Annotated in this window: 20 protein-coding genes and 1 riboswitch; of the genes, 15 read left to right on the forward strand and 5 right to left on the reverse strand. The window is 63.6% G+C overall.

Going from position 1 to position 24148, the window contains the following annotated elements; translation table 11 throughout:
* Positions 1-3 precede the first annotated feature (3 nt).
* The 4 genes from narI to AC1D75_RS15385 all read left to right on the forward strand — a co-directional run bounded on the left by narI (position 4) and on the right by AC1D75_RS15385 (position 2894).
* The gene (gene narI, locus AC1D75_RS15370) at positions 4-750 is read left to right on the forward strand and encodes a respiratory nitrate reductase subunit gamma (RefSeq protein WP_495516197.1); all 747 of its coding nucleotides are present in this window, start codon (positions 4-6) and stop codon (positions 748-750) included.
* Positions 747-1961: a nitrate/nitrite transporter gene (locus AC1D75_RS15375; protein WP_495516198.1), complete on the forward strand. Its 1215-nt coding sequence runs from the start codon at positions 747-749 to the stop codon at positions 1959-1961. The genes narI and AC1D75_RS15375 overlap by 4 nt, the downstream gene beginning before the upstream one ends.
* Before the next feature lie 8 nt (positions 1962-1969).
* On the forward strand, positions 1970-2383 hold the full coding sequence (locus AC1D75_RS15380; RefSeq protein WP_495516199.1) for a helix-turn-helix transcriptional regulator: 414 nt from the start codon (positions 1970-1972) through the stop codon (positions 2381-2383).
* 82 nt (positions 2384-2465) lie between these two features.
* Entirely contained in the window at positions 2466-2894 is a 429-nt protein-coding gene (locus tag AC1D75_RS15385) for a VOC family protein (protein WP_495516200.1), read from the forward strand.
* Between the two features lie 71 nt (positions 2895-2965).
* Here AC1D75_RS15385 and AC1D75_RS15390 read toward each other — a convergent pair whose 3' ends face one another.
* Positions 2966-4165, reverse strand: a complete 1200-nt coding sequence (locus AC1D75_RS15390; protein WP_495516201.1) for an RtcB family protein — start codon at positions 4163-4165, stop codon at positions 2966-2968.
* A gap of 108 nt (positions 4166-4273) precedes the next feature.
* Between AC1D75_RS15390 and AC1D75_RS15395 the strand changes: the two genes are divergently transcribed.
* The gene (locus AC1D75_RS15395) at positions 4274-4840 is read left to right on the forward strand and encodes a DUF1990 domain-containing protein (protein WP_495516202.1); all 567 of its coding nucleotides are present in this window, start codon (positions 4274-4276) and stop codon (positions 4838-4840) included.
* A 92-nt stretch (positions 4841-4932) separates the two neighbouring features.
* Here AC1D75_RS15395 and ppk2 read toward each other — a convergent pair whose 3' ends face one another.
* Positions 4933-5796 (reverse strand): polyphosphate kinase 2, encoded by an 864-nt coding sequence (ppk2, locus tag AC1D75_RS15400; RefSeq protein ID WP_495516203.1) that lies wholly within the window; start codon positions 5794-5796, stop codon positions 4933-4935.
* Between the two features lie 17 nt (positions 5797-5813).
* Positions 5814-9002, reverse strand: a complete 3189-nt coding sequence (locus AC1D75_RS15405) for an ATP-binding protein (RefSeq protein WP_495516204.1) — start codon at positions 9000-9002, stop codon at positions 5814-5816.
* An 87-nt stretch (positions 9003-9089) separates the two neighbouring features.
* On the opposite strand from AC1D75_RS15405, the gene AC1D75_RS15410 reads away from it, so the two are divergent.
* Together AC1D75_RS15410 and AC1D75_RS15415 are read left to right on the forward strand one after the other, a co-directional pair.
* Positions 9090-10139 carry an LLM class flavin-dependent oxidoreductase gene (locus AC1D75_RS15410; protein ID WP_495516205.1) on the forward strand — a complete coding sequence of 350 codons (1050 nt, stop codon included), beginning with the start codon at positions 9090-9092 and terminating at the stop codon, positions 10137-10139.
* Between the two features lie 62 nt (positions 10140-10201).
* Positions 10202-11362, forward strand: a complete 1161-nt coding sequence (locus AC1D75_RS15415) for a hypothetical protein (RefSeq protein ID WP_495516206.1) — start codon at positions 10202-10204, stop codon at positions 11360-11362.
* Between the two features lie 19 nt (positions 11363-11381).
* On the opposite strand, the gene AC1D75_RS15420 is transcribed toward AC1D75_RS15415, so the two are convergent.
* The gene (locus AC1D75_RS15420) at positions 11382-12947 is read right to left on the reverse strand and encodes a hypothetical protein (RefSeq protein ID WP_495516207.1); all 1566 of its coding nucleotides are present in this window, start codon (positions 12945-12947) and stop codon (positions 11382-11384) included.
* Positions 12948-13124: 177 nt separating this feature from the next.
* Here AC1D75_RS15420 and secA2 point away from each other — a divergent pair, with 177 nt between their 5' ends.
* From secA2 to gcvP, 8 genes are all read left to right on the forward strand, one after another.
* Positions 13125-15584 (forward strand): accessory Sec system translocase SecA2, encoded by a 2460-nt coding sequence (gene secA2, locus AC1D75_RS15425; RefSeq protein ID WP_495516208.1) that lies wholly within the window; start codon positions 13125-13127, stop codon positions 15582-15584.
* A gap of 46 nt (positions 15585-15630) precedes the next feature.
* Positions 15631-16230 carry a CDP-alcohol phosphatidyltransferase family protein gene (locus AC1D75_RS15430; RefSeq protein ID WP_495516209.1) on the forward strand — a complete coding sequence of 200 codons (600 nt, stop codon included), beginning with the start codon at positions 15631-15633 and terminating at the stop codon, positions 16228-16230.
* Positions 16231-16281: 51 nt separating this feature from the next.
* Positions 16282-16686, forward strand: a complete 405-nt coding sequence (gene gcvH, locus AC1D75_RS15435) for a glycine cleavage system protein GcvH (RefSeq protein ID WP_495516210.1) — start codon at positions 16282-16284, stop codon at positions 16684-16686.
* A 230-nt stretch (positions 16687-16916) separates the two neighbouring features.
* Complete coding sequence (gene garA / locus AC1D75_RS15440) at positions 16917-17372, forward strand: glycogen accumulation regulator GarA (protein WP_495516211.1); 456 nt, start codon at positions 16917-16919, stop codon at positions 17370-17372.
* A gap of 35 nt (positions 17373-17407) precedes the next feature.
* A complete protein-coding gene (gene ftsR / locus AC1D75_RS15445; RefSeq protein WP_495516212.1) occupies positions 17408-18097 on the forward strand; it encodes a transcriptional regulator FtsR in 690 nt (229 codons plus the stop codon).
* Between the two features lie 112 nt (positions 18098-18209).
* Positions 18210-18728, forward strand: a complete 519-nt coding sequence (locus AC1D75_RS15450; RefSeq protein WP_495516213.1) for a bifunctional nuclease family protein — start codon at positions 18210-18212, stop codon at positions 18726-18728.
* Between the two features lie 309 nt (positions 18729-19037).
* Entirely contained in the window at positions 19038-19691 is a 654-nt protein-coding gene (locus AC1D75_RS15455) for a MerR family transcriptional regulator (RefSeq protein ID WP_495516214.1), read from the forward strand.
* Between the two features lie 28 nt (positions 19692-19719).
* A riboswitch (glycine riboswitch) is annotated at positions 19720-19814 on the forward strand.
* A 193-nt stretch (positions 19815-20007) separates the two neighbouring features.
* Positions 20008-22824, forward strand: coding sequence for an aminomethyl-transferring glycine dehydrogenase (gcvP, locus tag AC1D75_RS15460; RefSeq protein WP_495516215.1), 2817 nt, complete (start codon positions 20008-20010; stop codon positions 22822-22824).
* A gap of 43 nt (positions 22825-22867) precedes the next feature.
* On the opposite strand, the gene AC1D75_RS15465 is transcribed toward gcvP, so the two are convergent.
* Complete coding sequence (locus AC1D75_RS15465; protein WP_495516216.1) at positions 22868-24040, reverse strand: substrate-binding domain-containing protein; 1173 nt, start codon at positions 24038-24040, stop codon at positions 22868-22870.
* Positions 24041-24148 lie beyond the last annotated feature (108 nt).

Consider the following 24148-nt stretch of genomic DNA (forward strand, 5'->3'; position numbering starts at 1 on the left):
GCGGTGGACATCCTGCTGTGGGGCGCGATCCCGTATCTGGTTCTGCTGCTCCTGATCGGCGGCACCGTCTGGCGTTACCGGTACGACAAGTTCGGCTGGACAACACGATCGTCAGAGCTCTACGAATCGCGGCTGCTGCGCATTGGTTCGCCGCTCTTCCACTTCGGCATCCTGGTGGTGATCATCGGACATGCGATCGGTCTGCTCATCCCGGAATCCTTCACCGACTCGCTGGGAATCTCCGAAGACCTCTACCACCTGAACTCCGCGTTCTTCGGCCTCATCGCCGGTATCTGCACCTTGGCCGGACTGGTGATCCTCATCTACCGCAGGCGGCACACCGGCCCGGTGTTCATGGCGACGACCCGCAACGACAAGGTGATGTACCTCGTCCTGACGTCGGCGCTGCTGCTCGGCTTGTATTGCACCCTGCTCGGCGCCCTTCCAGACCAGAAAGGTGTCAACTACCGGGAGACGGTCTCTCCCTGGTTCCGCTCGATCTTCCTGCTGCAACCGGACATCGATGCGATGAACAAGGCGCCGCTGCGTTTTCACATCCACGTCCTGGTCGGGATGTTGTTGTTCGCGATGGTGCCGTTCACCCGACTGGTACACATGCTGACCGCTCCCGTGCACTACCTGTTCCGGCCCTACATCGTCTATCGCAGCCGTGACAAGACGTCGGCCTCCGGCAGCCATTCATACGGGCGGGCCTGGGCTCCGGTCGGGACGAAGGACCGCGACCGATGAGTACGTCGACGGAACCGTCGATCGACCGTGGTGCACAGACCCGCAACCTCGTCCTGGCGACGGTTGCATTCGGGATCAGCTTCTGGGCGTGGAACCTGATCGGCCCGCTCGGAGTTCGGTACGCCGATGACCTGGATTTGTCGTCGACACAGAAGTCGGTACTGGTGGCGATTCCGATTCTGGTGGGTTCGCTGGGACGCATCCTGACGGGTGCACTCACCGATCGGTTCGGGGGCCGGTCGATGTTCACAGTGCTGCTGCTCTCGTCGGTCCCGTTTGTGGTGTTGTTGGCAATCGGTGGGCATTTCGACAGCTACGCGACCTTGATCGTCGCGGGATTCTTCCTCGGTGTCGCCGGAACCACGTTCGCGGTGGGCATCCCCTTCGTCAACGCCTGGTATGACAAGTCCCGCAGGGGTTTTGCCACCGGCATCTTCGGTATGGGAATGGGCGGCACCGCCTTTTCCGCGTTCTTCACGCCCCGGTTCGTCGACTGGTTCGGTTATGTGACAACACATCTGATCATCGTCGCCGCGCTCGTGGTGATGGCGGCGGTCTGCTGGATGTTCATGCGCGATTCCCCTCGGTGGTCGTCAAACCACGACGCCGTGGTCCCCAAACTCATCGGTGCCGCAAAACTGCCGATCACCTGGGAGATGAGCTTTCTCTATGCCGCGACGTTCGGTGGCTTCGTCGCGTTCTCGACCTACCTGCCCACCTACCTCAACGAGGTCTACGAGTTCGACCTGGAGGGCGCCGGTACCAGAACCGCCGGATTCGCGCTCGCGGCAGTGATCGCGCGGCCCGCAGGCGGCATATTGTCCGATCGTTTCGGTGCGCGTCTGATCACGGTGATCGCCACCATCGGAGCGGCGGGCTTGGCAATCTGGATGATCACCAAGCCGCCGGTCGAGATCCCGGCCGGTATCAACTTCGTTCTGATGGCGGTGTGCATGGGTCTGGGCTCGGGCTCGGTGTTCAGTTGGGTGGCCAAGGAAGCGCCCGCGAAAAGGGTCGGCGCGGTCACCGGCATCGTCGGTGCCGCAGGCGGGCTCGGCGGCTTCTTCCCGCCGCTGGTCATGGGAGCCACATACAACGAGGCCGATCACAGCTACACCGTCGGCCTCACGTTGCTGGTGATCGTTGCCGCACTCGCGGCGGTGTTCACGGTGTTCGGTATCCGTGGCCGCCGTGCCGAAAATCCGCCATAGTGGTGGCCGTGGCGAGTGTTTCGACAACCCGGCATCTGTTGCGGGCCCGGGATCTGATCGACGCGGAGTATTCGACGGCACTGACCGTCGAGGAGATGGCGGCCGCGGCGCGGTTGTCGCGCGCCCACTTCACCCGGTCATTCGCCAAGACTTTCGGGCAGTCGCCGCACACATATCTGCAGACCCGCCGGCTCGAACGGGCTGCGGCACTGTTGCGCAACACCGACTATTCGGTAGCCGATGTCTGTGTGGCAGTTGGTCTTCGCAGTGTTGGTTCGTTCACCACGAGTTTCAAGAGGACATTTGGTGAGACGCCCGCGCAGTATCGCGCCAGTCGTCCACCCGCAGCGCGGCGGATCATGGTTCCGACGTGTGTGGTGCGCACCTTCGGCCGGCCATCCCCGGATAGTCGCATCGGATAGAGCACAAGGGGAGAAGACCGGGACGGTTGTGCGGGGTTACGTTCGAACCACCGATTCGAACAACCAGTCACGGGAGGTCACGATGTTGAAAATTGCCAGCGCGCAGGTGTGGGTTCACGACCAGGATGAGGCCTTGAAGTTCTATACCGACAAGCTCGGGATGGAGGTCCAGGCAGACGTGTCGTTGCCCGAGATGGACGGATTCCGGTGGCTGACGGTGTCCCCGCCGGGGCAGGACGACGTCAGCATCGTGTTGATGGATGTCCCTGGTCCGCCGATGCTGACCGAATCGGCCAGGATCGAGATCTTGGAACTGGTCTCCAAAGGCTTGGCCACCGCCGTATTCCTGACCACGGAAGATTGTCGGGCGGAATACGAGCGTTTGTCGGCGCGCGGTGTCGAGTTCACCGATCTGCCCGAACAGCGCCCGTACGGGATCGACGCCGGCTTCCGCGATCCCTCGGGCAACAGCTTCCGGTTGACCCAGACGATCGATGTCGCTGCCGTCTAGACAGGCGATGACGCTGTGGGGCACCCGATTTGGAGTGCCCCACAACGTATGTGCGGGTGGCGGTCGCCCGCTCAGCCCTTGACGCAGACCACCTGCTTGAGGTGTGCCACCACTTCGACCAGGTCCGTCTGCGCGGCGATCACCGAATCGATGTCCTTGTAGGCGGCCGGTATCTCGTCGACGACGCCGGCATCCTTGCGGGACTCGACGCCCTCGGTTTGTGCGACCAGATCTTGCGCGGTGAACATCTTTCGGGCCTTGGTCCGGCTCATCTTCCGCCCCGCCCCATGTGACGCGGAGTAGAAGGACGCCTGCGACCCGAGACCCCGCACGACGTAGGAGCCCGTCCCCATCGATCCGGGGATCAATCCCAGCTCGCCCGACCCGGCCCGGATCGCACCCTTCCTGGTCACCAACAGTTCGATCCCGTCGATCACCTCGGTCGCCACGTAGTTGTGGTGACAGGAGATCGGTTCGGAAAACTGCACCGGCCGCGTCGGAAATGACTCCCGTACAGCCGAACACACCAGTTGGAGCATCACCCGACGATTTCTCGCCGCGTACTCCTGGGCCCAGGTCAGATCGCGACGGTACGCATCCATCTCCGGGGTTCCGGTGAGGAACACGGCAAGATCGCGGTCGGGGAGATCGGCGTTGTGCGGTAGACCCGCGGCAACCTGCATGTGCTGGTCCGCGAGCGATTTCCCGATGTTCCGGGATCCGGAATGGAGCATGATCCAGACCGACGAATCACCCTCGGAAACACAGACCTCGATGAAATGGTTACCGCCACCGAGTGTCCCGAGCTGCGTGTGGGCGCGGGTATCCAGGTTCTGGACACTCCGATCGAGGTCACCGAACCGGGACCAGAAATCACCCCAGCCGCCACCGACATCCATCCCCCGTAGGTTCACCGGCCGCTTGTGGGCGCGGAATCCCACGGGGACCTCTGCCTCGATGGCCGAACGCAGTCCGGAAAGGTCGTCGGGAAGATCGGATGCGACCAGATCTGTTCGCACAGCTGCCATTCCGCAACCGATGTCGACGCCGACCGCAGCCGGACAGACCGCGTCGCGCATCGCGATCACCGAACCCACCGTCGCGCCCTTGCCGACATGGACATCGGGCATCACCCGAACACCGTGGACCCACGGGAGAGCCGACACCCGGCGTAGCTGCTCGCGGGCCTGCACCTCGACAGACGCCTCGTCAACCCACAGAAGGGTCGAGGCGACTGCGCCGGAAAGCGGAACGGGGTAGCAGGTGTTCATGATGGTTCCTTGATTGCGTTGTCGGCCATCGGTCGACGGCCCGGGCAACCGTAGGCTTCTGTCGTAGGTACCGTCCACCGATTATGTCGGCGTCGGTAACCTCATGAGATGACCGGTCGCAGCGCCAGGCCGCTGAAGTCGCACATCGCCACGCGGTTGCGTGGCATGGCGTACAGCTATCCGGAAATCGGCGCGACCCGGTCTGCGCTCCCAGGCGGCTATCACCACATGCACCGGGAAGTGGTCGTCGGATCTGGTCGGCAGTGTTTCACCGAAATCGCCGATGCGATCGAAACCTGGCAGGTACAACTCGGTGCCGGCATACGGGTCTTCGCGTCGGCGGAGGCCATCGAGGCAGGTACCGTCGCCCGGGTTGCGGTCGGGGTCGGACCGCTGAGGCTCAAAGCCCCGGTCAGGGTTGTGTACGTCATCGATGAACCCGACCGCCGCGGATTTGCCTACGGCACACTCGTCGGTCACCCCGAATCGGGGGAAGAACTCTTCTGTGTTGAATTGCGGGACAACAACTCTGTGGTCTTTGCGGTGACGGCATTCTCGCGTCCACAGACCCTGCCTGCCCGGCTCGCCGGCCCGTTGGGCAGGTACGGCCAGAGTTTTATCACCGGCAGATATCTCGGGGCGATGCGTGTGTGGGAAGCCCGCAACCGCGGTTGACCACAGAAGCACACGGTCCAGTCATAAGCACACGTTGCACCGTGTGCTTATGACTGGACCGTGTGCATCTGTAGAGGTCCTCGGCTGGCCCGTCAGTCCTCTTTGTCACCGATCAGTTCGGCCACATGGTTCGGGACGTAGGTGCTGATCTCCCGGGAGGGTCGTTGGTAGGTGCCGGTGTCGATGGGATGTTCTGGCAGTTCGACTTTCGGCTTCACGACTTCGTGGTACTCGATCGTTGACAGCAGGTGCGACATCATGTTGATCCGGGCGTGTTTCTTGATGTCGGACTCGACGACGTACCAGGGGCTGTTGGGGGTGTCGGTGTGCACCATCATCTCGTCCTTCGCGCGGGAATAGTCTTCCCAGCGATAGACCGACTCGAGGTCCATGGGACTCAGTTTCCATTGGCGCACCGGATCATCGAGGCGTGACCGGAAGCGTCGCAGTTGCTCGGCGTCCGACACCGAGAACCAGTACTTGCGCAGGATGATCCCGTCATCAAGGAGCATCTGCTCGAATATCGGCGTCTGGCGCAGGAACAGCGAATGTTCTTGTGGCGTGCAGAATCCCATGACCTTCTCCACGCCGGCCCGGTTGTACCACGAGCGGTCGAAGAGGGTGATCTCACCGGGCGCCGGAAGATGCGCGATATAACGCTGGTAGTACCACTGACCTCGTTCCCGGTCGGTGGGTGCGGGCAGTGCGGCGACCCGGACCACGCGAGGGGAGAGGTATTCGGTGATCCGCTTGATCGTGCCGCCCTTGCCTGCGGCATCGCGGCCTTCGAAGACGACAACCACACGGGCTCCGGTCTCCTTGGCCCACTCCTGCAGTTTGACGAACTCCGTTTGCAGACGGAAGAGTTCGGCCTCGTAGATGTCGTTGGGGATCTTCTTCGGCTTGGTGCTCTTCTTCTTGCCGCTGCTCTTGCTCCCGGATCCTGTCTTTCCCATTGATGAAGCCTACTGGCTCACGGAACGAACTTCGGGCCGAAACTCTCGATACGTTGCAGCAGCGTGGTCGATTCCTGATTGCGAGCGAGATGGCGAGCTTTCTCGTATGCCGAGCGCGCGGATTCCAGATCCCCGATCGCCAATCGATACCGGGCGTTGGTGAGGTGTAGATGCGGTTCGGCATACCGCTGGCCGAAAGTCTGCAGGTGCTGCTCGGCGGCCGTGAGCAATTCGGCGACCTCGTCGAGGCGATCCGCGGCCAGCGCGGCCTCGGCGTAAAGGTCGTAGTAGGCGGAACCACCTGTGTTCGGGCCGGCCTCGACGGCGGGGCGCAGATCGCGCAGGCGTTGCAGGCCCTGCTCACGGTTGCCGAGTATGACTTCGGCCCACCAGTACATCGACTCGCTGAACGCACGCAGGAAGTCGAATGGCCCGTCCGCCACCGAAGCCATCCAGGCGCGACCGGTATCGGCCGTCCACTGCGGATCGGCGGCCAACGCACCGGCCAGCATCGCAAAACTGCCTGCGGCATTGCGGCCGTATGCGTCCGGTGTCTGGTCGATCAAACGTCGGAAGCTCTCCCGTCCGGCGGCGACACCGATGTGCATCGTGGTCATCCAGGCGAAAAACGCATAACCGAGCAGATCCCAGTCATGCTGTAGCCCGTGCATCGCGGTCTGGTCCAACTGTTTGCGGATCTCCTGGGCGTGGGCCAGAGATCTGTACGAACTCCCGATCTTGCCCCGGTCCCACTCGTTCACGCCCCACGCCTGATATCCGATGATCCCGATCGCGGGGTCGTCGGATTCCATTGCAGCGTGGTACATCTCGGTCGCGAGCTCATGCGCACGATCGAGAGCCAGTGACTGTGAATAGGATGCCCACCGGGAGTATCTGAAGTCGGCGACGTTGCGCAGATCGCCGATGGACGCCGCGAGTTCTTCACCACGATCGAGATATTCGGTGGCGGCGGCGAGATAACCGTCCCGGGCACCGATGACCGAGACCAGGAGGCCGACCGCTTCGAGTTCGAGCCGCTGGTCACCATCAGCGCGAGCGAGTGAACTGCACGCCCCCAACTGCCATTCGGCGGATTCGTACGAGAACCGCATCAGCGACTCATGTGCTGCGGCCAACAGGGCGCGCGCGGTGACCTGGCGTTCCGAGAGCGGGCCTGCCGACCACAGATGATGGGCAAGCTCTCCGAGTCGGGTGCCGCCGGATTCGGTGAGGTGGCCTGCGATCTTCATGTGCAGACGCCGGGCCCGCAGTGGTGGAATGCTCTCGACGATCGCCTCGCGCACCAGATCGTGGGCGAAGAAGACGGTGTACGGATCGTTGGGGCCGGTTTCGATCACCGAGTGTTCCTCGGCCGGTTCGAGAGTGTCCAGCACGGTTTCGATGGGCATGGACGCGGCACCGGCAAGCAGTTCGAGGTCGACCCGTTTACCGATGAGCGCCGCGACCTCCAGCAGTTCCATCGTCGCAGCGGGCATGTGGTCCAACCGGCCCCGGACCACGTCTCGTACGCCGGCAGGCACGCCGCCGGGTGCCGCGGCGATCGGCGAGAGTTCGCCGTCGTCGGAAAGGGTGCGTGCGAGTTCGCGGGCGAAGAAGGCGTTGCCTTTGGTGCGCCGTCTCACCGATTCGACAACCTCGGGGACCGGACGGCTGCCGGTTTCACGGTGGATCAGTTCGCCGATGGCGTTGCTGTCGAGCGGGCCGACGGCAATACGGAGCTGCGACGGGAGACGACTGAGCTCGGCCAGTGTGTTGCGCACGGTTTCGCGACGGACCCCGTCGCCGGTACGAATCGCGCAGATCACCACCAACTGCGAGAGCTGCGCCTTGGCCACGTGGGTGACGAGTTCGAGTGATGCGCTGTCGGCCCATTGGATGTCGTCGAGCACGACGATGAGTGCGGTACGCCCGGACAGTTGCGCGAGCAGAGCCGCCACCTGCGTGTGGAGTCTGAATCTGGCTGTCGCATCGGGTATTTCGAGCTGCGGTGACAGCGTGTCCCGGCCGTCGACCAATTCGCCGAGTTCGTTGCCGGACAACATGTTCCGTTCAGCATCTGTCAGGTGCGGCACGAGATCGTTCAGGATCTTGACCCAGGGCCACATCGCCGGTGCCGCGCCGCCCTCCAGGCAATGTCCCCACAGGGTCAACGGGCTGCCGGGGCGATGCGTGTGCTGGGCGCATGCGGCGATCAACGTGGTCTTGCCTGCACCGGCCTCGCCTTCCACGATGATCACCGAGCCGGCGCCGCCGGACACGGCGACGATCGCGTTGTCGATACGCGCGCGCTCATCGAGTCTGCCGATGAGCGGCAGTGCGGTGTCCGGCCTCGGCGGGGTGTCCTGGGAGTCCGCAGCCGTCGGCTGATCCCCAGATACCGCGCCTGCCGCCGCGGTCCTCACGAGTCGGGTACGTGGGTTGAGATGCGGGGCGTGGGCGAGGATGTCTTTTTCGAGTTCGCGCAGTGTGGGCCCCGGGTCGACACCGATCTGCTCGGACAGGATCCGTCTGGCATCGGCAAGCGCCGCAAGAGCATCGGACTGCCGACCCATCCGGTATCGGGATATGGCGAGCAGGGCCCAGAGTCCTTCGTTGAGGGGCTGAGCCCCCAGTGCCTGTTCGACGTCGGTTGCCAAGAGCTGGGTCTCGCCGAGTTCGAGGCGGATCTCAAACGACAGTTCGAGTGCGACACCGTGGAGTCGAGCGACGTGTTCGGCGGCCCCGTCGCGAAACGAGAGGCCTTCGAACTCGGGGAGCAGCGGTGCGTACACGTCGAGGGCCGACCGCAATGCACCTGCCGCCGAATCGAATTCATGGCGAGAGTGCAGATCCCTGGCCAGTGCGATGTCGCGGTTGAATCGGTGCAGGTCGACATCGTCATCGGCAGTGATCAATACGTATCCGGAGCCCCTGGTGACCAGGACGCTCGGCTGGGCGCGCGGCGCACGATCGGGTTCGAGGATTCTGCGCAGGCCTGAGATGTAGGCCTGGAGGGAGGCTTCGGCGCGATCAGGTGCGGCATCGCCCCAGATTCCGTCGATGAGTCGATCGCTTGTGACCGCATGTCCGTCGGCGAGAATCAACTGCGCAAGAAGAGCTCGTTGCTTCCGGGTACCGATGGCCACGCCGCCGCCGTCCATGGTGGCCGACAGGCCTCCGAACAGCGAATACCGGCGCACGCTCACCCGAGTAGTTTAAGCACCATCAGGTGCATTCTCCGAGGTTCGGAGGTTGTCGCGATGTAAGCATGTGCCAGGAGAAGGGTGAGCGGGATGAGCAGGTCGGAACAGGGTTTTCCCATCGAGTTGGGACTGGACACGTTCGGTGACCGGACCGCAGGCCCCGACGGTGAACTCGTGCCGTACGACCAGGTGATCCGCGAGGTGGTTGCCGAAGGGGTTCTCGCCGACCAGTTGGGTCTGGACTTCTTCGGAGTAGGGGAGCATCACCGCGCGGATTTTGCGGTGTCGGCTCCAGAGGTGGTGCTCGCCGCGATTGCCGCACACACATCCCGCATTGCGCTGGGAACCGCGGTCACCGTTCTCAGTTCGGACGACCCGATCCGGGTCTACCAGCGATTTGCCACTCTCGACGCGATCTCTGGAGGCCGCGCCGAAGTTATTCTGGGCCGGGGTTCGTTCACCGAATCGTTTCCACTGTTCGGGTTGGACCTGAGTCAGTACGAAGAACTGTTCTCCGAGAAGCTCGACCTCTTTGCGGCCTTGCGCGACGAGGGTCCGATCGTCTGGTCCGGTGAGACACGCGCGCCGCTGACCGGCCAACAGGTGTATCCCAAGACCGCAGCAGGCAGCGTACGAACGTGGATCGGTGTCGGTGGGTCGCCGGAGTCGGTCGTCCGAGCCGCTCGGTACGGAATTCCATTGGTGCTGGCGATCATTGGCGGCGAACCACTCCGATTCAAACCATTTGTCGATCTCTACCATCGGGCATTGAAGGAATTCGACAAGCCATTGCTTCCGGTGGCGATGCATTCGCCGGGTCACCTCGCCGACACCGACGAGGGCGCACGAGACGAACTGTGGCCGCACTATCGCGATCAGATGGCCCGAATCGGCGCCGAACGAGGCTGGCCGCCGCCCACCCGTGACCAGTTCGAGCAGTCGGCAGGGCCAGAGGGGTCGGTGTACGTGGGCTCACCTGAGACGGTGGCGGCCAAGATCATTCGCAATGTGAACGCGATGGGTGTCACGAGGTTCGACCTCAAATACAGCAACGGGACACTGTCGCACGAGGCCAAGATGCGCAGCATCGGACTGTATGGCACCAAGGTCGCCCCGATCGTCCGGAATGCACTGGCCTGAGAGGGTAAAGTCCGATCAACCGTTGCCCGTCGTGTGCATCGGACCCCGGGGGAGGACGTCACGTGGCCAGCAGCTCAGGTCCGGTATCGGTCACCTGTCGGACCGAATACCGGCGACCGGTGCACAACCGGCTTGCCACCATTGCGAGTGCGTTGGCGATCATCGCGATGATCGAGTTGGTTGTACTGACCATCGCCGACGTCGATCCGGCGATCACCGGTGCCGCGGTCATCGCGACGCTCGGCCTGGGGCTGCTCATTGCGGCGATCGGCAGAGTGATCGACCTGCCCGCCGTCAGCGTGACGGTCGACGATGCGATGGTGCACCTCGGTAACGCAGGTGTGGCGATCAACTCGTTTCCGCTGGACGATCTGCTGTCGGTCAAGCAAAGTGCCGAGTTGTCCGCCGACACGTCGATGTCGCGGTCGAGCCGCACCGATCAGTTCCGCGTCCAGGGGTGCCGCTATCTGCAGCTCCGGTTTGCGAGCAACCCGGATCAGGAGTGGCAGGTTGCCGTCATCGAATCGGATCCGGCGGCGGCCGAGGTGCTCGCCCGGTTGCGTGCGCGCCAGCCTGCCAAACGGAAGGTGTTGATCGGGATCGGCGGTGACGGCCGCGTTTCCGGCCGCCTTGTGAAGCCTGCGGCCGCACAGCCCGACTATCGTCCGGCCGACCCCGAGGCAGGTCGACCGGTTCCCCGAATTGCCAACGCCGGCAGCAAGGAAGCGGCGCAACGACTGTGGCAGGCTGCCTGCCGCCAACACGATGCGATTCTGGTCGATTACGCCCAATACGAACTCGAACCCGAACTGGTGCTGCGGTATCCGGCCGTCACCGACGTCTCGGTCGAATCGGTGGCCAATTTCCACACCGCGCTGGCCCGGGCGCAGGACCTACGGAGCGACGAATTTCCGATGAGTCTTGATCGTGCCGACGAGTACCAGCAAGCGGTGACCGAGGCAGGTAAGGCGTGGGCCGAATGCGAGAATTACGGTCGCGCAATCGGATCCGATCTGTTGGATGCGGGTGATCAGCAGGAACTCTCTACTGCGCTGTCGTTGTTGGAGAACGCCCGAACATCTGAGGGCAGCGAGCAGGCCGACTATCTCGACCGTATCCACCGGATCGTCACCGACCTGGCAGACCGGGGCAGTGTGCATCCGCAGCAGCAGGCGTTCGACGAGATCGAGGCGGGCAGGCGGCGGGCACTCGAAGCCCAGTAGCGCTCCGCCGCTGGCCATCTCAGTCTTCGGGGATGAACTGTCCGTCAAGACTGTAGTAGGCCACCTCGTCGTCCTGTCCGACCCTCACCGAGATGATTGTCCGGTAGTCCTGCAGCACGTACTGATGTGAGGTCTGGATGTCGACGGCGGCACGGTCGACGGCCTCGACCTGGTTGCGCCGCATGTGGTCGTCCCGGACTGCATCGAACGTGTCGGCAGGCAGGCTGTCGAACGTGACGGAACCTTCCCTGAGTTGACCGGAGGTGTTCTCCGATGACCTCATTGCCACGAAGAACCCCGGGACGATACTCGCCGAACCGGTGCGGTCCGGGGCGGTGAAGTCGATCAGTACACCACCCGAGTTCTGGATCGTGCCTGCCCCGATGTTGGGTGTGCCGGTCACCGTTCCGCGGATCTCGAAACGGTCGATGATCGGGACATCGGTTGGTAGACCGGCTTTGGTCATCGCCAGTTGTGCCTGGGTCATCGCGGCCGCGAAGTCGGCCGGGTCGAACCAGGTTGCGATGTTCCCTTCGGTATCGGCCTGGATTTGGGCCTCGATCCGGAAGTCCTCGCCAAACGTCGCGGTGGCCAGAACCGGGAGATTGTCACCGGAACGCGAGATCGTCATCGACTGGAACTCGCGGGATTGTTCGGGCAACGCCGCGGCCATCCGCTCGACGATCGTCGTGAACTGCATCCCGGAGAGATCGGCTGCCCGGAATGTGCGCGGTGATCGCTGCGTAGTGCTCGATCGGTCCGGGCCGTACCATTTGTCGCTGCTCGGCGAGTAACTCATGCCGATGCTCTCGCCGGTGGCCGGGTCGTAGACCTGGATCCGATCGCTGCCGCTGGTGCCCAGATCCAGCGTCAAGATGTTGCTCGACGCCGCCGGACCCAGGGCCTCGACCTGGGCCAGCATCGCATTAATCCGTTCCTGCGGAGCCCCGAGCGACTCATCGCTCATCGATGAGCTGAATCCTTTGTCGGGCAACGAAACCGAGACATGCCAACCAGTGCTGACCCCGAAGAACAGGGCGGCGGCGACCGCGATGGTGATCACCGGAAGGAACACTGTTCGTTTGGCGGGATGATCGCCGAACTCGATGTCCTCGGCCGGATGTTCGTCACCTCGATCCAGCAGAACCGTGCTCGGACGCGGCGGGATGAAAGCCTCCGGCAGACGATTGTCGGCGTTGTGCAACAGATTCGCGGCCATGCCCTTGGGCATCGCCGAGAGCCAACGCGCTCGGTAATCGGTGTCGTTTGGCGGCGAGATGGTCGCCGTGACCAGCGTCGGCTGGATGTTCGAGGCGTCCAGGCTCGACCGGGTCAGCGCCTCGACAGCGACCGGGACGTTCAGTGTGGAGTGACCGCCCGCGACCAGACCGTCGATGCGTCGTGGTCGCGGCGCTGCGACGACTGCCGCGATGGACAGGGGAACACCCACTGCCAAGGCCACCGCCCAGTGGTTGTATGCGCCGAGGCCGACCCCACATCCCAGGAGAGCGCCGGCGACGACCGCCCGACCCGTCTGGCGAAACACCAACGACCCCACCGCACCGCCACCGAGACCTGCGCCCATGGGAGACCTTCCGCCTCGAATTCCGTCAGCGTTCGCATCCTATGGTCACTGTGACCAGCAGGGAAGTGGCAAAGCCCGAGGCCGCGCCGCAGCCCGCCGCGTACGGTTACTGCGATAGCGCTTCCGCGTACGGTGGAGCACGGCAGTTTTGTCAGATGGACTAAGGAGTACGGCTCGGTGGGAAAGCTCACGAACAACATGTGGCGGCTGCTGGGGGCACAATCCTCGCGCAACCAGTCGAAGTCCCTGACACTCATCAAGAAGGCAGATTCTCATGACAAGTGGGCTGCCGACCTCGATGACAAGGACTTCGCCGCCACAGCGGAGAAGCTCGACATCACCGATCCCGAAGGCGACGACCGGGCCCGTTTCCTGGCACTGGCCCGTGAGGCCGGAGATCGCACGCTGGACATGCGGCCCTTCGACGTCCAGCTCCAGGGCGCGCTGCGTCTGCTCGAGGGCGATGTCATCGAAATGGCCACCGGTGAGGGCAAAACCCTGGCCGGCGCCATCGCAGCGATCGGGTTTGTGCTGCAAGGCCATCGGATTCACGTCATCTCCGTCAACGACTACCTGGCGACCCGTGACGCAGAGTGGATGAAGCCGCTCTTCGATCTCTTCCACATCGTCTCGGATTCGGTGTCGGAGAACTCCACCCGTGAAGAGCGCAAGGCCGCCTACGACTCCGACATCGTCTACGGATCGGTCAACGAGATCGGGTTCGACGTGTTGCGCGACCAACTCGTCACCCGCCCGGAAGATCTCGTCTCGCCGAAGCCCGACGTCGCGATCATCGACGAAGCCGACTCGGTGCTCGTCGACGAAGCGCTGGTGCCCCTGATCCTGGCCGGTTCGGCGATAGGTGAAGTGCCGGACAAGCCGATCCACGACGCCGTCACAAAACTCAAGAAGAACCACTACGAGATCGACGCCGAGGGTCGCAACGTCTACCTGACCGATGAAGGTGCCGCCTTCATCGAGGGTGAGCTCGGCGGTATCAACCTGTACGACGAGGAGCACGTCGGCACCACACTGGTGCACGTCAACGTTGCGATGCACGCCCACATCCTCATCGAGCGCGATGTGCACTACATCGTTCGCGACGGCGGCGTCCACCTGATCAACGCCTCCCGCGGCCGGGTGGCCCAACTCCAGCGCTGGCCGGACGGTCTGCAGGCGGCAGTCGAGCTGAAAGAAGGCCTCGCACAGACAGATTCCGGCGAGGTCATCGACACGATCACGGTGCAGGCCTTGATCGGCCGTTATCCGAAGGTCTGCGGAATGACCGGTACCGCGGTCGCCGCCGGCGAGCAGCTGCGGCAGTTCTACGAGCTCGCTGTCTCGCAGATCCCCCCGAACACCAAGAACATCCGCGTCGACGAGGTCGACCGCGTCTACGACAACAAGTCGAACAAGGCCGACGCGGTCGTCGAGTTCGTCAAAGAGATCCACGAGACCGGACAACCGGTTCTCATCGGTACACACGACGTTGCCGAATCCGAAGAACTTGCCCATCTACTCGGCCGTGCGGGCGTGGAGTCGGTCGTTCTCAATGCCAAGAACGACGCACAAGAAGCGAAGATCATCGCCGAGGCGGGTGCCAAGAGTGCTGTCACCGTCTCCACCCAGATGGCCGGACGCGGTACCGACATCAAGCTCGGTGGCTCGGCGGGCCAGAAAGATGCAGGCGAGTCGAGCCCGGAGCGCGACGAGGTCGTCGAACTCGGTGGCCTGTGCGTGGTGGGAACGGGTCGGCACGACACCGAGCGGCTCGACAACCAGCTCCGCGGTCGCGCGGGACGACAGGGCGATCCCGGTCGGTCGGTGTTCTTCTCGAGCGTCGAAGATCCGCTGGTCACCCGAAACCTGACCCTCAAGCGCGATCCGGTCAGTTCATCGGAAGACGGATCGCTCGGGTCGAAGGGCGTGGACATCATCGAGCAGGCCCAGCGGATCGCCGAGGGTGTGATGCTCGAACTGCATGCCAACACGTGGCGGTACAACCAATTGGTGAACCAGCAGCGCGAGATCATCGTCAAACGCCGCACGAGCCTTCTCACCACCGATGCCGCGTTGCAAGAGTTCAAGGAAACCGAGCCGGAGCGCTACCGCGAACTGACCGGAGAGACCGTCAAGACCGAAAAAGCCGACACGGCCGGGAAAGCCGACACGGCCAAGACGGAGGAGGCTGCTGCCGTGAACTCCGAAGGAGGGTCGGTCGAAGTCACCGTCGACAGCGCCAAGACCCCGGTCCCGGCGGCCGAGCCTGTCCCGCACGACGTTCTCGAGCAGGCAGCGCGCGAGATCATGCTGTTCCACCTGGACCGGGCATGGGCCGATCACCTGGCGTACGTCTCTGATGTGCGCGCCAGCATCCACCTGCGTTCCATCGGCCGCGAATCGCCGCTGGACGAGTTCCACAAGCTGATCCTCGGCGAGTTCAGCAAGTTGCCGGGCGAAGCCGTCGAGAATGCGCGCAAGACATTCCGGGAGGCCGTCATCACCGCGGACGGGATCGATCTGGATCAGGCCGATCTGCGGCGTTCGACCACCACCTGGACGTACATGGTCCACGACAGTCCGTTCTCGTCCGGTGGTGCCAAGGCGCTGCAGGGCATCGTCGGCATCTTCCGGTAGCGCGGGCCGAAGAGCCCTCGCACCGGGGTATGACAGGCTGGTCGTCATGGAAGAGACCGATCCGGATCCGGTCGTAGAGTCGGATCGGGTGTTCACTGTGCCCAACCTGCTCAGTGGACTGCGGCTGATACTCATACCGGTTTTCTTGTGGGTATTGCTGGCCGAAGAGGCCGACGGTTGGGCGTTCGCGATCCTGTTCTTCGCAGGGCTGTCGGACTGGGCGGACGGCAAGATCGCGCGGCTGATGAACCAGTCGTCGCGGTTGGGCGCATTGCTCGATCCGGCAGCGGACCGCCTGTACATGATCGCGATACCCATCGGACTCGCGATCCGCGGCATCATCCCGTGGTGGCTGGTCGCGATCTTGTTCGGCCGCGACCTGTTGTTGCTGGCGACGGCGCCGTTGCTGCGGAGTCGGGGGATCACCGCGCTCCCGACCATCTACATCGGCAAAGCCGCGACGTTTGCGTTGATGTACGGATTCCCGATGATCATTGCCGGGCAATTGGATTCGATCATCGGTGACATCGTCTACCCCTGTGGTTGGGCTTTCCTGATCTGGGGTACCGGGATGTATGTGTGGTCGTTTGTTCTGTACTGGGTGCAAGCCGTGCTGGTTGTTCGTGCACTGCCCCCGGTGCGCTAGATTCTCACAACAGACGATGTTCCATGTGTAGAGGCGAAAGGCAGCACACACGTGACCCAGAAGCAGGCTCCTGACGATCTGCACTACACCGCCGAACACGAGTGGGTGCAGAAGGTGTCCGACCGTACGGTTCGGATCGGGATCACCGACTACGCACAAGATCAGTTGGGTGACGTCGTATTCGTCCAGTTGCCGGCGGTCGATGACGTCGTCGAGGTCGGAGAATCGTTTGCCGAGGTCGAATCCACGAAAAGTGTGTCCGATATTTTCGGACCCCTCAATGGCGTGATCTCGGCGATCAACGAAGATCTGGAGGCGAGCCCCGACCTCGTCAATTCGGCGCCTTACGAGCGTGGCTGGTTGGTCGAGATCACCGTCGGTGCCGACGACGACCTGGATGAATTGGTGAGCGAAATGCTCGACGCGGCCGGCTACGCCGCCATCACGTCCGGATAAGCACTCCGGCGAAGCGCGGCGGCGCTCGATTCACACGCACAGTATGCAGCGGGTTTATGCATGTGTGGCCCGTGGCAGGGTACGGTCTAAGTCACGGGTAATGCCCCAATCCACTCGATGAGACCGGATTCGGCGGGTCAGTAGTTGGACCGCCGAACGCCGCCGCAATCACCGTGGAAAAACAAGGCTCGAATCCGGGCCGCGGGGACAATTACGAAGAAGGAGAATTGGTGAGCGACAACGAGAAGGACATCGAAGCTCCGGTAGAGACCACATCGGTCTTCCGGGCCGATTTCATCAAAGAGATGGAATCGACCGGTGGTTCTGCCACATCCGCGGACAGCGGTGTGGAACGGCTGTCTGCGGGCACCGCATTGCTCGTGGTCAAGCGCGGCCCCAACGCCGGCTCTCGTTTTCTGCTCGACCAGGCGACCACCTCGGCCGGTCGGCACCCCGACAGTGACATCTTCCTCGATGACGTCACCGTGAGCCGTCGACATGCTGAGTTCCGCTTGGGCGACAACGAGTTCCAGGTTGTTGACGTCGGCAGCCTGAACGGCACGTACGTCAACCGTGAGCCGGTGGATTCCGCTGTGCTCGCCAACGGCGACGAGGTTCAGATCGGCAAGTTCCGCCTGGTGTTCCTGACCGGTCCCAGTAGTGACGAAGGTTCCGCGGACGCGTGACCTCACCGGCGGCGGGGCAGCATTCTGAAGGATCGATGTCTATCGGCTCGGTCCTCGATCAGCTGCGCGGAGAATTCCCCGACGTGACGATTTCGAAGATCAGGTTCCTCGAATCCGAAGGTCTGGTCACCCCGCAGCGGTCGCCGTCCGGATACCGCCGGTTCAGTCGCGCCGACTGTGAACGACTCCGGTTTGTCCTGACCGCGCAGCGTGATCGTTACCTGCCGCTCAAAGTCATCAAAGAACAACTCGACGAGATCGACCGCGGTACCCGTCCGGAAGCCCCGGCGGGTACCCGGTTGTTGTCGTCGGCAAAGAACTGGGTGGCCCCGGCCACCGATTTCTCGCAGAACGGTGGCGGGCGTCTGAGCCGCGACTCACTGCTCGAACGCACCGGCGTCGATTCCGCGTTTGTGACCGAACTCGTCGACAACGGGTTGCTGGTTCCAGGACCGCGGGGATTCTTCGACGAAGACGCGGTGCGGCTGGTGACGGCGGCATCGGCGCTGGCCAACTTCGGTGTCGGGGCGCGACACCTGCGTGCGTTCAAGGTCTCGGCCGATCGCGAGGCGGGACTCGTCGCGCAGATCGCCAACCCCATCGCCAAGGGTAAAGGGACCGGTGCCCGTGATCGCGCCGAGGAGATGGTGCGAGAAATCGCAGCACTGTCCGTCACCCTCCACACGCAGCTCGTCAAGCAAGCGGTACGCGAAGTTCTCGACTGAAGACCCGATCTTCCGGACCGGTCCGGAGTTTCTCGGTCGTCGCGCGGGCATCCTTGCCATAGGATTAGGGCGGTGAAGCATTCGCCCACACAAGCTTGGGAGGGCCGACCGCATGAGTGAAATGCGCGTAGTAGGTATCCGAGTGGAACCGCCACAAAGTCAACCGGTGCTGCTCCTACAGGAAACCGCCGGAGAACGTTACCTGCCGATCTGGATCGGTCAGAGCGAAGCAGCGTCAATTGCCCTGCGGCAAAAGGGCGTTGAACCTCCCCGTCCCTTGACCCACGACCTGATCGTCAACCTGATCAGTGCTCTGGGCCACGAACTTCTCGAGGTTCGGATCGTGGACATGCAAGAGGGCACGTTCTACGCGGACCTGGTGTTCGCCGGAGACCTGCGGATCTCCGCCCGGCCGTCGGACTCGGTGGCCATCGCGATTCGCGCCGAAGTCCCGATCTACGCCGAGGAATCGGTGCTTGCCGAAGCCGGTCTACTGATGCCATCGGATGATCCGGAAGATGCGGACGACGAAGAGCCCACGGCCGAGGTCAAAGAAGACGAGGTCGAGAAGTTCAAGGAGTTCCTCGACTCGGTGTCGCCGGACGATTTCAAAGCATCTGGTGGGGCATAGCCCCGTGCTCTGGCGGGCACAACCGGCGGATCGCGGCAAGGCACGGATCCGCTCGTGGTGCCCGCATTTGGGTCTGGCGAGTCTGGTCACGGAACGGAAACTGTGGGGTCACAAAACGCCTAAAGCTCAACTTTAGGTTAAGGGTTACAGCGAGTCGCGTTGATCCGGACCCGCTGCGGCCATACGGTCTTCACATACCCGCGAAAGTTGCGGAGATGTGATTTTGATCAGTCAGTGCGCGTAAACTTGGCCCGTCGGAGCCAGGTAACACACACCGGCGGTCACCGACCAGCACGCGAGGAGAACCCAGTGGGCGATCAGCCACACGACGGTGAGAACGGCGACCGCAGGACGCACGATGCGTCCCCCGAGACAGACACTGCGATCGGCGGCTCCAACAAGCCAGGTCAAGGCTCTCTGGCTGACATCGCACCGGGGCTGTTCCCGAACGACACCGTGCCCGACGAACTCGTCGGCTACCGGGTTCCCAGTGCCTGCCAGATCGCCGGAATCACGTACCGGCAGCTCGACTACTGGGCCCGCACATCACTGGTCGTGCCCTCGATCCGCAGCGCCGCCGGTTCTGGTAGCCAGCGCCTGTATTCGTTCAAGGACATCCTTGTCCTGAAGATCGTCAAGCGTCTGCTCGACACCGGGATCTCGCTACAGAACATCCGGGTCGCCGTCGACCACCTGCGTAAGCGTGGCGTCGAGGATCTGGCCCGCATCACGCTGTTCTCGGACGGCACCACCGTCTACGAGTGCACCTCGGCCGAAGAGGTTGTCGACCTGCTCCAGGGCGGTCAGGGCGTGTTCGGCATCGCCGTCAGTGGCGCGATGCGCGAGCTCACCGGAACCATCGCAGACTTCCCGGCAGAACGCGCCGATGGCGGCGTGACAGAAACTGCACCCGAGGACGAATTGGCGTCGCGCCGCAAGAGCCGCGCCCGTCGCACCGGCTAGGACATCTGCCCGTACACTGGGTCTGCGTCGCAGCGACACGGGAGAGAGCCATCCTCGAGATGGCCGCCGAAGGAGCAATACCTCTCCGTCAAACTCTCAGGCATCAAGGACCGTGTCGACGTCGGCGTCTCTGGAGAGTGACGGCAGCATCCGTCCGCCCATGGTGAAAGGCCGCGTCCGCCGCGGCTGAATCTCTCAGGCGTTCTGCGGGCACAGGCCTTGCAGGATAGGACAGAGGGGGAGGACCGGCGTCCGGCTTACAGTCGGCACTACACGTGGTCGGCTCTCGTGGCGGACCACCGCGGAGGTCCTATCCATGACCGGCACACCCTTCACAGATCGCCACATCGGCCCGGACGCAGGCGAACTCGACCGCATCCTCACACTTGTCGGCGCGACCTCACTCGACGACTTAGCTCGCCAGGTGGTGCCGTCGGGGATTCTCGACACCCCGGACGACAACGGTCTTGGCGTGCTGCCGCCCGCCATCTCCGAACACGAGATCCTGGCCGAACTGGCCGGCCTGGCCGGTGAGAACACCGTTGCCACCTCGATGATCGGCCTCGGCTACTACGACACGCTGACGCCACCGGTGCTGACCCGCAACATCATCGAGAACCCGGCCTGGTACACCGCATATACGCCGTATCAGCCCGAGATCAGCCAAGGCCGTCTCGAGGCACTGCTCAACTTCCAGACGATGGTTTCCGACCTGACCGGTATGGAGGTCGCCAACGCTTCCATGCTCGACGAGTCGACGGCAGCCGCCGAGGCCATGACGCTCCTCCGGCGAGCAGGCAAGAGCAAGTCGCCGCGATTCCTGGTCGACGCAGATCTCTTCCCGCAGACCGCCGCGGTGATCGCCACCCGCGCGCAGCCACTCGGAATCGAGGTCGTGACCGCTGATCTGACCAAGGGGCTGCCCGAGGGTGAGTTCTTCGGTGTCCTGGCCCAGACGCCCACCGCCTCCGGTCGGGTGATCGACAGTGCGGCACTCATCGAGGCAGCGCATGAACGCGGCGCCCTGGTTGCGGTCGGAGCCGATCTGCTGGCCATGACGCTGATCACCCCGCCCGGTGAACTCGGTGCCGACGTCTGTTTCGGCACCACGCAACGCTTCGGTGTGCCGATGGGATTCGGTGGTCCACACGCGGGATACCTTGCGGTGCACGCCAAGCACGCGCGTCAGCTTCCCGGCCGTCTCGTCGGGGTCTCGAAAGATGCCGACGGCAACCTCGCATACCGGTTGTCGCTGCAGACCCGCGAGCAGCACATCCGCCGGGAGAAGGCGACCAGCAACATCTGCACGGCGCAGGTCCTGTTGGCGATCCTTGCCGCGATGTACGCCAGCTATCACGGCGCCGACGGCCTCCGGGCGATCGCCCGGCGGGTCCACGGTCATGCCGAGTCGATCGCATCCGCGCTCGGCGACAAAGTGGTCCACGCCAAGTACTTCGACACCGTGCTGGCACATGTCCCCGGACACGCCGAATCGGTGGTCGCCGCCGCGGCTGCACGCGGAATCAATCTGCGTCTGGTCGACTCCGATCACGTGTCCGTCTCCTGCGATGAGGCAACCACCGACGCACACGTGGCAACTGTCCTCGATGCCTTCGGAGTGACCGCAACCGAGCCGGTCTGCGCCGGGGTTGTCGATCGGACCTCGGACTTCCTCACGCACCCGGCGTTCAACCGCTACCGCACCGAAACCGCGATGATGCGCTACCTGCGGACCCTCGCCGACAAAGACATCGCATTGGACCGCAGCATGATTCCGCTGGGATCATGCACCATGAAGCTCAACGCGGCCGCCGAGATGGAGGCCATCACCTGGCCGACCATCGCCAGGCTTCATCCGTTTGCGCCCGCCGATCAGGTGAAGGGGATGCGCAAGATCATCGCCTCGCTCGAGGAGTGGCTGGTCGCGATCACCGGCTACGACCGCGTCAGCCTGCAGCCCAATGCCGGCTCGCAGGGTGAATACGCCGGACTGCTCGCGATCCGCGAGTACCACCGCAGTCGCGGCGACGACGCCCGCACGGTCTGCCTGATCCCGTCGAGTGCCCACGGCACCAACGCCGCATCCGCGGTCATGGCCGGAATGCGGGTCGTGGTGGTCGCCTGCCGTGAGAACGGTGATGTCGATGTCGATGATCTGCGCGCCAAGATCGATGCGAACGCCGCCGAACTGTCGGCGATCATGATCACCTACCCGTCCACCCACGGTGTGTTCGAGCACGAGATCGGTGACATCTGTGCCGCGGTTCACGACGCCGGAGGTCAGGTCTATGTCGACGGCGCCAACCTCAATGCTCTTGTCGGAGTGGCGCGGCCGGGCCGGTTCGGCGGTGACGTCAGCCATCTCAACCTGCACAAGACCTTCTGCATCCCGCACGGGGGTGGTGGCCCGGGTGTCGGACCGATCGGTGTGCGCGAACACCTCGCACCGTTCCTGCCCGGACATCCGCTTGCCGACGAATTGCCAGGGGAACTGACGATCTCGGCAGCGCCGTACGGATCCGCATCGATCCTGCCGATCACCTACGCCTACATCCGATTGATGGGTGCCGAAGGACTGCGGCAGGCCACACTCACCGCCATCGCGTCGGCGAACTACATCGCCGCCCGACTGCGTGATCATTACCCGGTGCTGTACACCGGCGCCGGTGATCGGGTTGCACACGAATGCATCATCGACCTACGTCCCCTGACCAAGAGCAGCGGCGTCACCGTCGATGATGTCGCAAAACGCTTGGCAGACTACGGTTTCCATGCGCCGACCATGAGCTTCCCGGTGGCGGGCACTCTGATGATCGAACCCACCGAAAGCGAGAATCTCGACGAGATCGATGCCTTCTGCGATGCGATGATCTCGATCCGCGGCGAGATCAGCAAGGTCGAAGACGGTCAGTGGTCAGTGGACGACAACCCGCTGCGGGGGGCACCCCACACCGCTGAATGTCTGGTCGGGGAGTGGGAGCACGGATATGACCGCCTGGTCGCCGTCTATCCGAACGGGCTGCCGTCCGCAGGCGGGCGGGCCAAGGTGTGGCCGGGTGTGCGCCGGATCGACGGCGCGTTCGGCGACCGGAACCTGGTATGCAGCTGCCCACCGGTGGAGGCTTTCGCCTGACCGATCTGCCGCCTGGTCGATCAGTGGCCTGGTCGACCGGGCGTCAGCTGCGGCGCGTGAGCGTGTCGGTGATGGCGTTCTGAGCCTCTGCCGGCGGCGGGGGCATCGGGGACGGTGTCTCCGGGAAGTCCACGGCCGCAGTCGGCGCCGGTAGCGCACCGCCACCACGGAAACCTGACTGGGTGAGCGCGGTGATGTGTTCCGGTGAATGCACGTAGCTGATGAACTCGTCGACGGCATCACGCTGCGCGACGTCGACCTGTTCGCCGGTCAACGTGATCACCGGGAAGTCGGCCATCGGAGTCGGGCCGGTCGGTAGCAACGACACGACACCCTCGTTGCTGCCGTCCTTGGTGAGCACGTAGAGCTGCTGCTCGGTGATCGGTACCGCATGGATGGCCCCGGTCGCAGGGTTCGCTTCCTGCGCGATCATCTGCACACCACTCTCGGACGACCCGAGGTCGGTCGGAGGTGCTTCGGACTGCATCGTTTGCAGAGTCGATGTCACCAGCGACGAGGTCGCGTCTTCCACGGTCAGGGCGCCTCTCGGGGTCCGGGAGACCTCCATCGCGATGGCCTGGGCCGCGAGCGCGGTGGCATCGGATTGTGGACCCGTCGGCATCGCCATCTTCAATGTTCCCCAGCCGGGCAGCCCCAACCGTTCCATCGCTGCCTCTGACCGCTGCAGGGTGGGGACTTCGAGCCAGCTGAGGTTGCCTTGCATCGCTTCCTTCGCCGCGGCGGGGATGGCCAGCATCACCGGCGATGTCACCAGCGACTCCGGCGTGCCGTCTACGATCTCCGGCTTGCCGACCGACAGCTGTGAACTCCACACCGACGACTGCGGGATCCAGGCCGCCGGATACTGTCCGCGCGATGCCTGGTCCCAGGTGCCGGTCAGACCCTCGAGAGTCACTTTCGCATCGGCCGGACGCACATCGATGGTCACGCACCAGTCGCGGTTGATCGGTTTCGTGGCGTTGTATTCGGCGGCGACGGACTTCAGCGGTTCGGTCAACCCTGGATCGCTGACGATCGCGACCGTGAGATCGCCTTCCACACAGCGTTTTGCGGCATTTTGGCCCTGTTCGGTGATCCGGTCACCCAACATCGACCAGAGAACGCCGCCGGCCACGAGCACCACGACAAAGGCAATGAGAGCCAGAAGGCCGCGGCTGACACCTCTACTGCCGCCGGCTCTGCGATGCTCGCCCACACACACCCCGATCCACGTATGACATGACAACCCGGACCCGCACACTTCCGGACCGGTGATCGGTCACCGGTCCGGAAGGCGGCAGCTGTCGTTGGGCAGTCTATGCGC

Source organism: Williamsia sp. Y712 (assembly GCF_059445525.1).

Coding starts and splice junctions, on each gene's coding strand:
- AC1D75_RS15450 (WP_495516213.1), top strand. CDS start 18,210: ATGAGTGAAATGCGCGTAGTAGGTATCCGAGTGGAACCGCCACAAAGT.
- AC1D75_RS15390 (WP_495516201.1), bottom strand. CDS start 4,165: ATGAACACCTGCTACCCCGTTCCGCTTTCCGGCGCAGTCGCCTCGACC.
- ftsR (WP_495516212.1), top strand. CDS start 17,408: ATGTCTATCGGCTCGGTCCTCGATCAGCTGCGCGGAGAATTCCCCGAC.
- AC1D75_RS15375 (WP_495516198.1), top strand. CDS start 747: ATGAGTACGTCGACGGAACCGTCGATCGACCGTGGTGCACAGACCCGC.
- AC1D75_RS15430 (WP_495516209.1), top strand. CDS start 15,631: ATGGAAGAGACCGATCCGGATCCGGTCGTAGAGTCGGATCGGGTGTTC.
- ppk2 (WP_495516203.1), bottom strand. CDS start 5,796: ATGGGAAAGACAGGATCCGGGAGCAAGAGCAGCGGCAAGAAGAAGAGC.
- AC1D75_RS15395 (WP_495516202.1), top strand. CDS start 4,274: ATGACCGGTCGCAGCGCCAGGCCGCTGAAGTCGCACATCGCCACGCGG.
- AC1D75_RS15385 (WP_495516200.1), top strand. CDS start 2,466: ATGTTGAAAATTGCCAGCGCGCAGGTGTGGGTTCACGACCAGGATGAG.
- AC1D75_RS15410 (WP_495516205.1), top strand. CDS start 9,090: ATGAGCAGGTCGGAACAGGGTTTTCCCATCGAGTTGGGACTGGACACG.
- gcvP (WP_495516215.1), top strand. CDS start 20,008: ATGACCGGCACACCCTTCACAGATCGCCACATCGGCCCGGACGCAGGC.
- AC1D75_RS15420 (WP_495516207.1), bottom strand. CDS start 12,947: ATGGGCGCAGGTCTCGGTGGCGGTGCGGTGGGGTCGTTGGTGTTTCGC.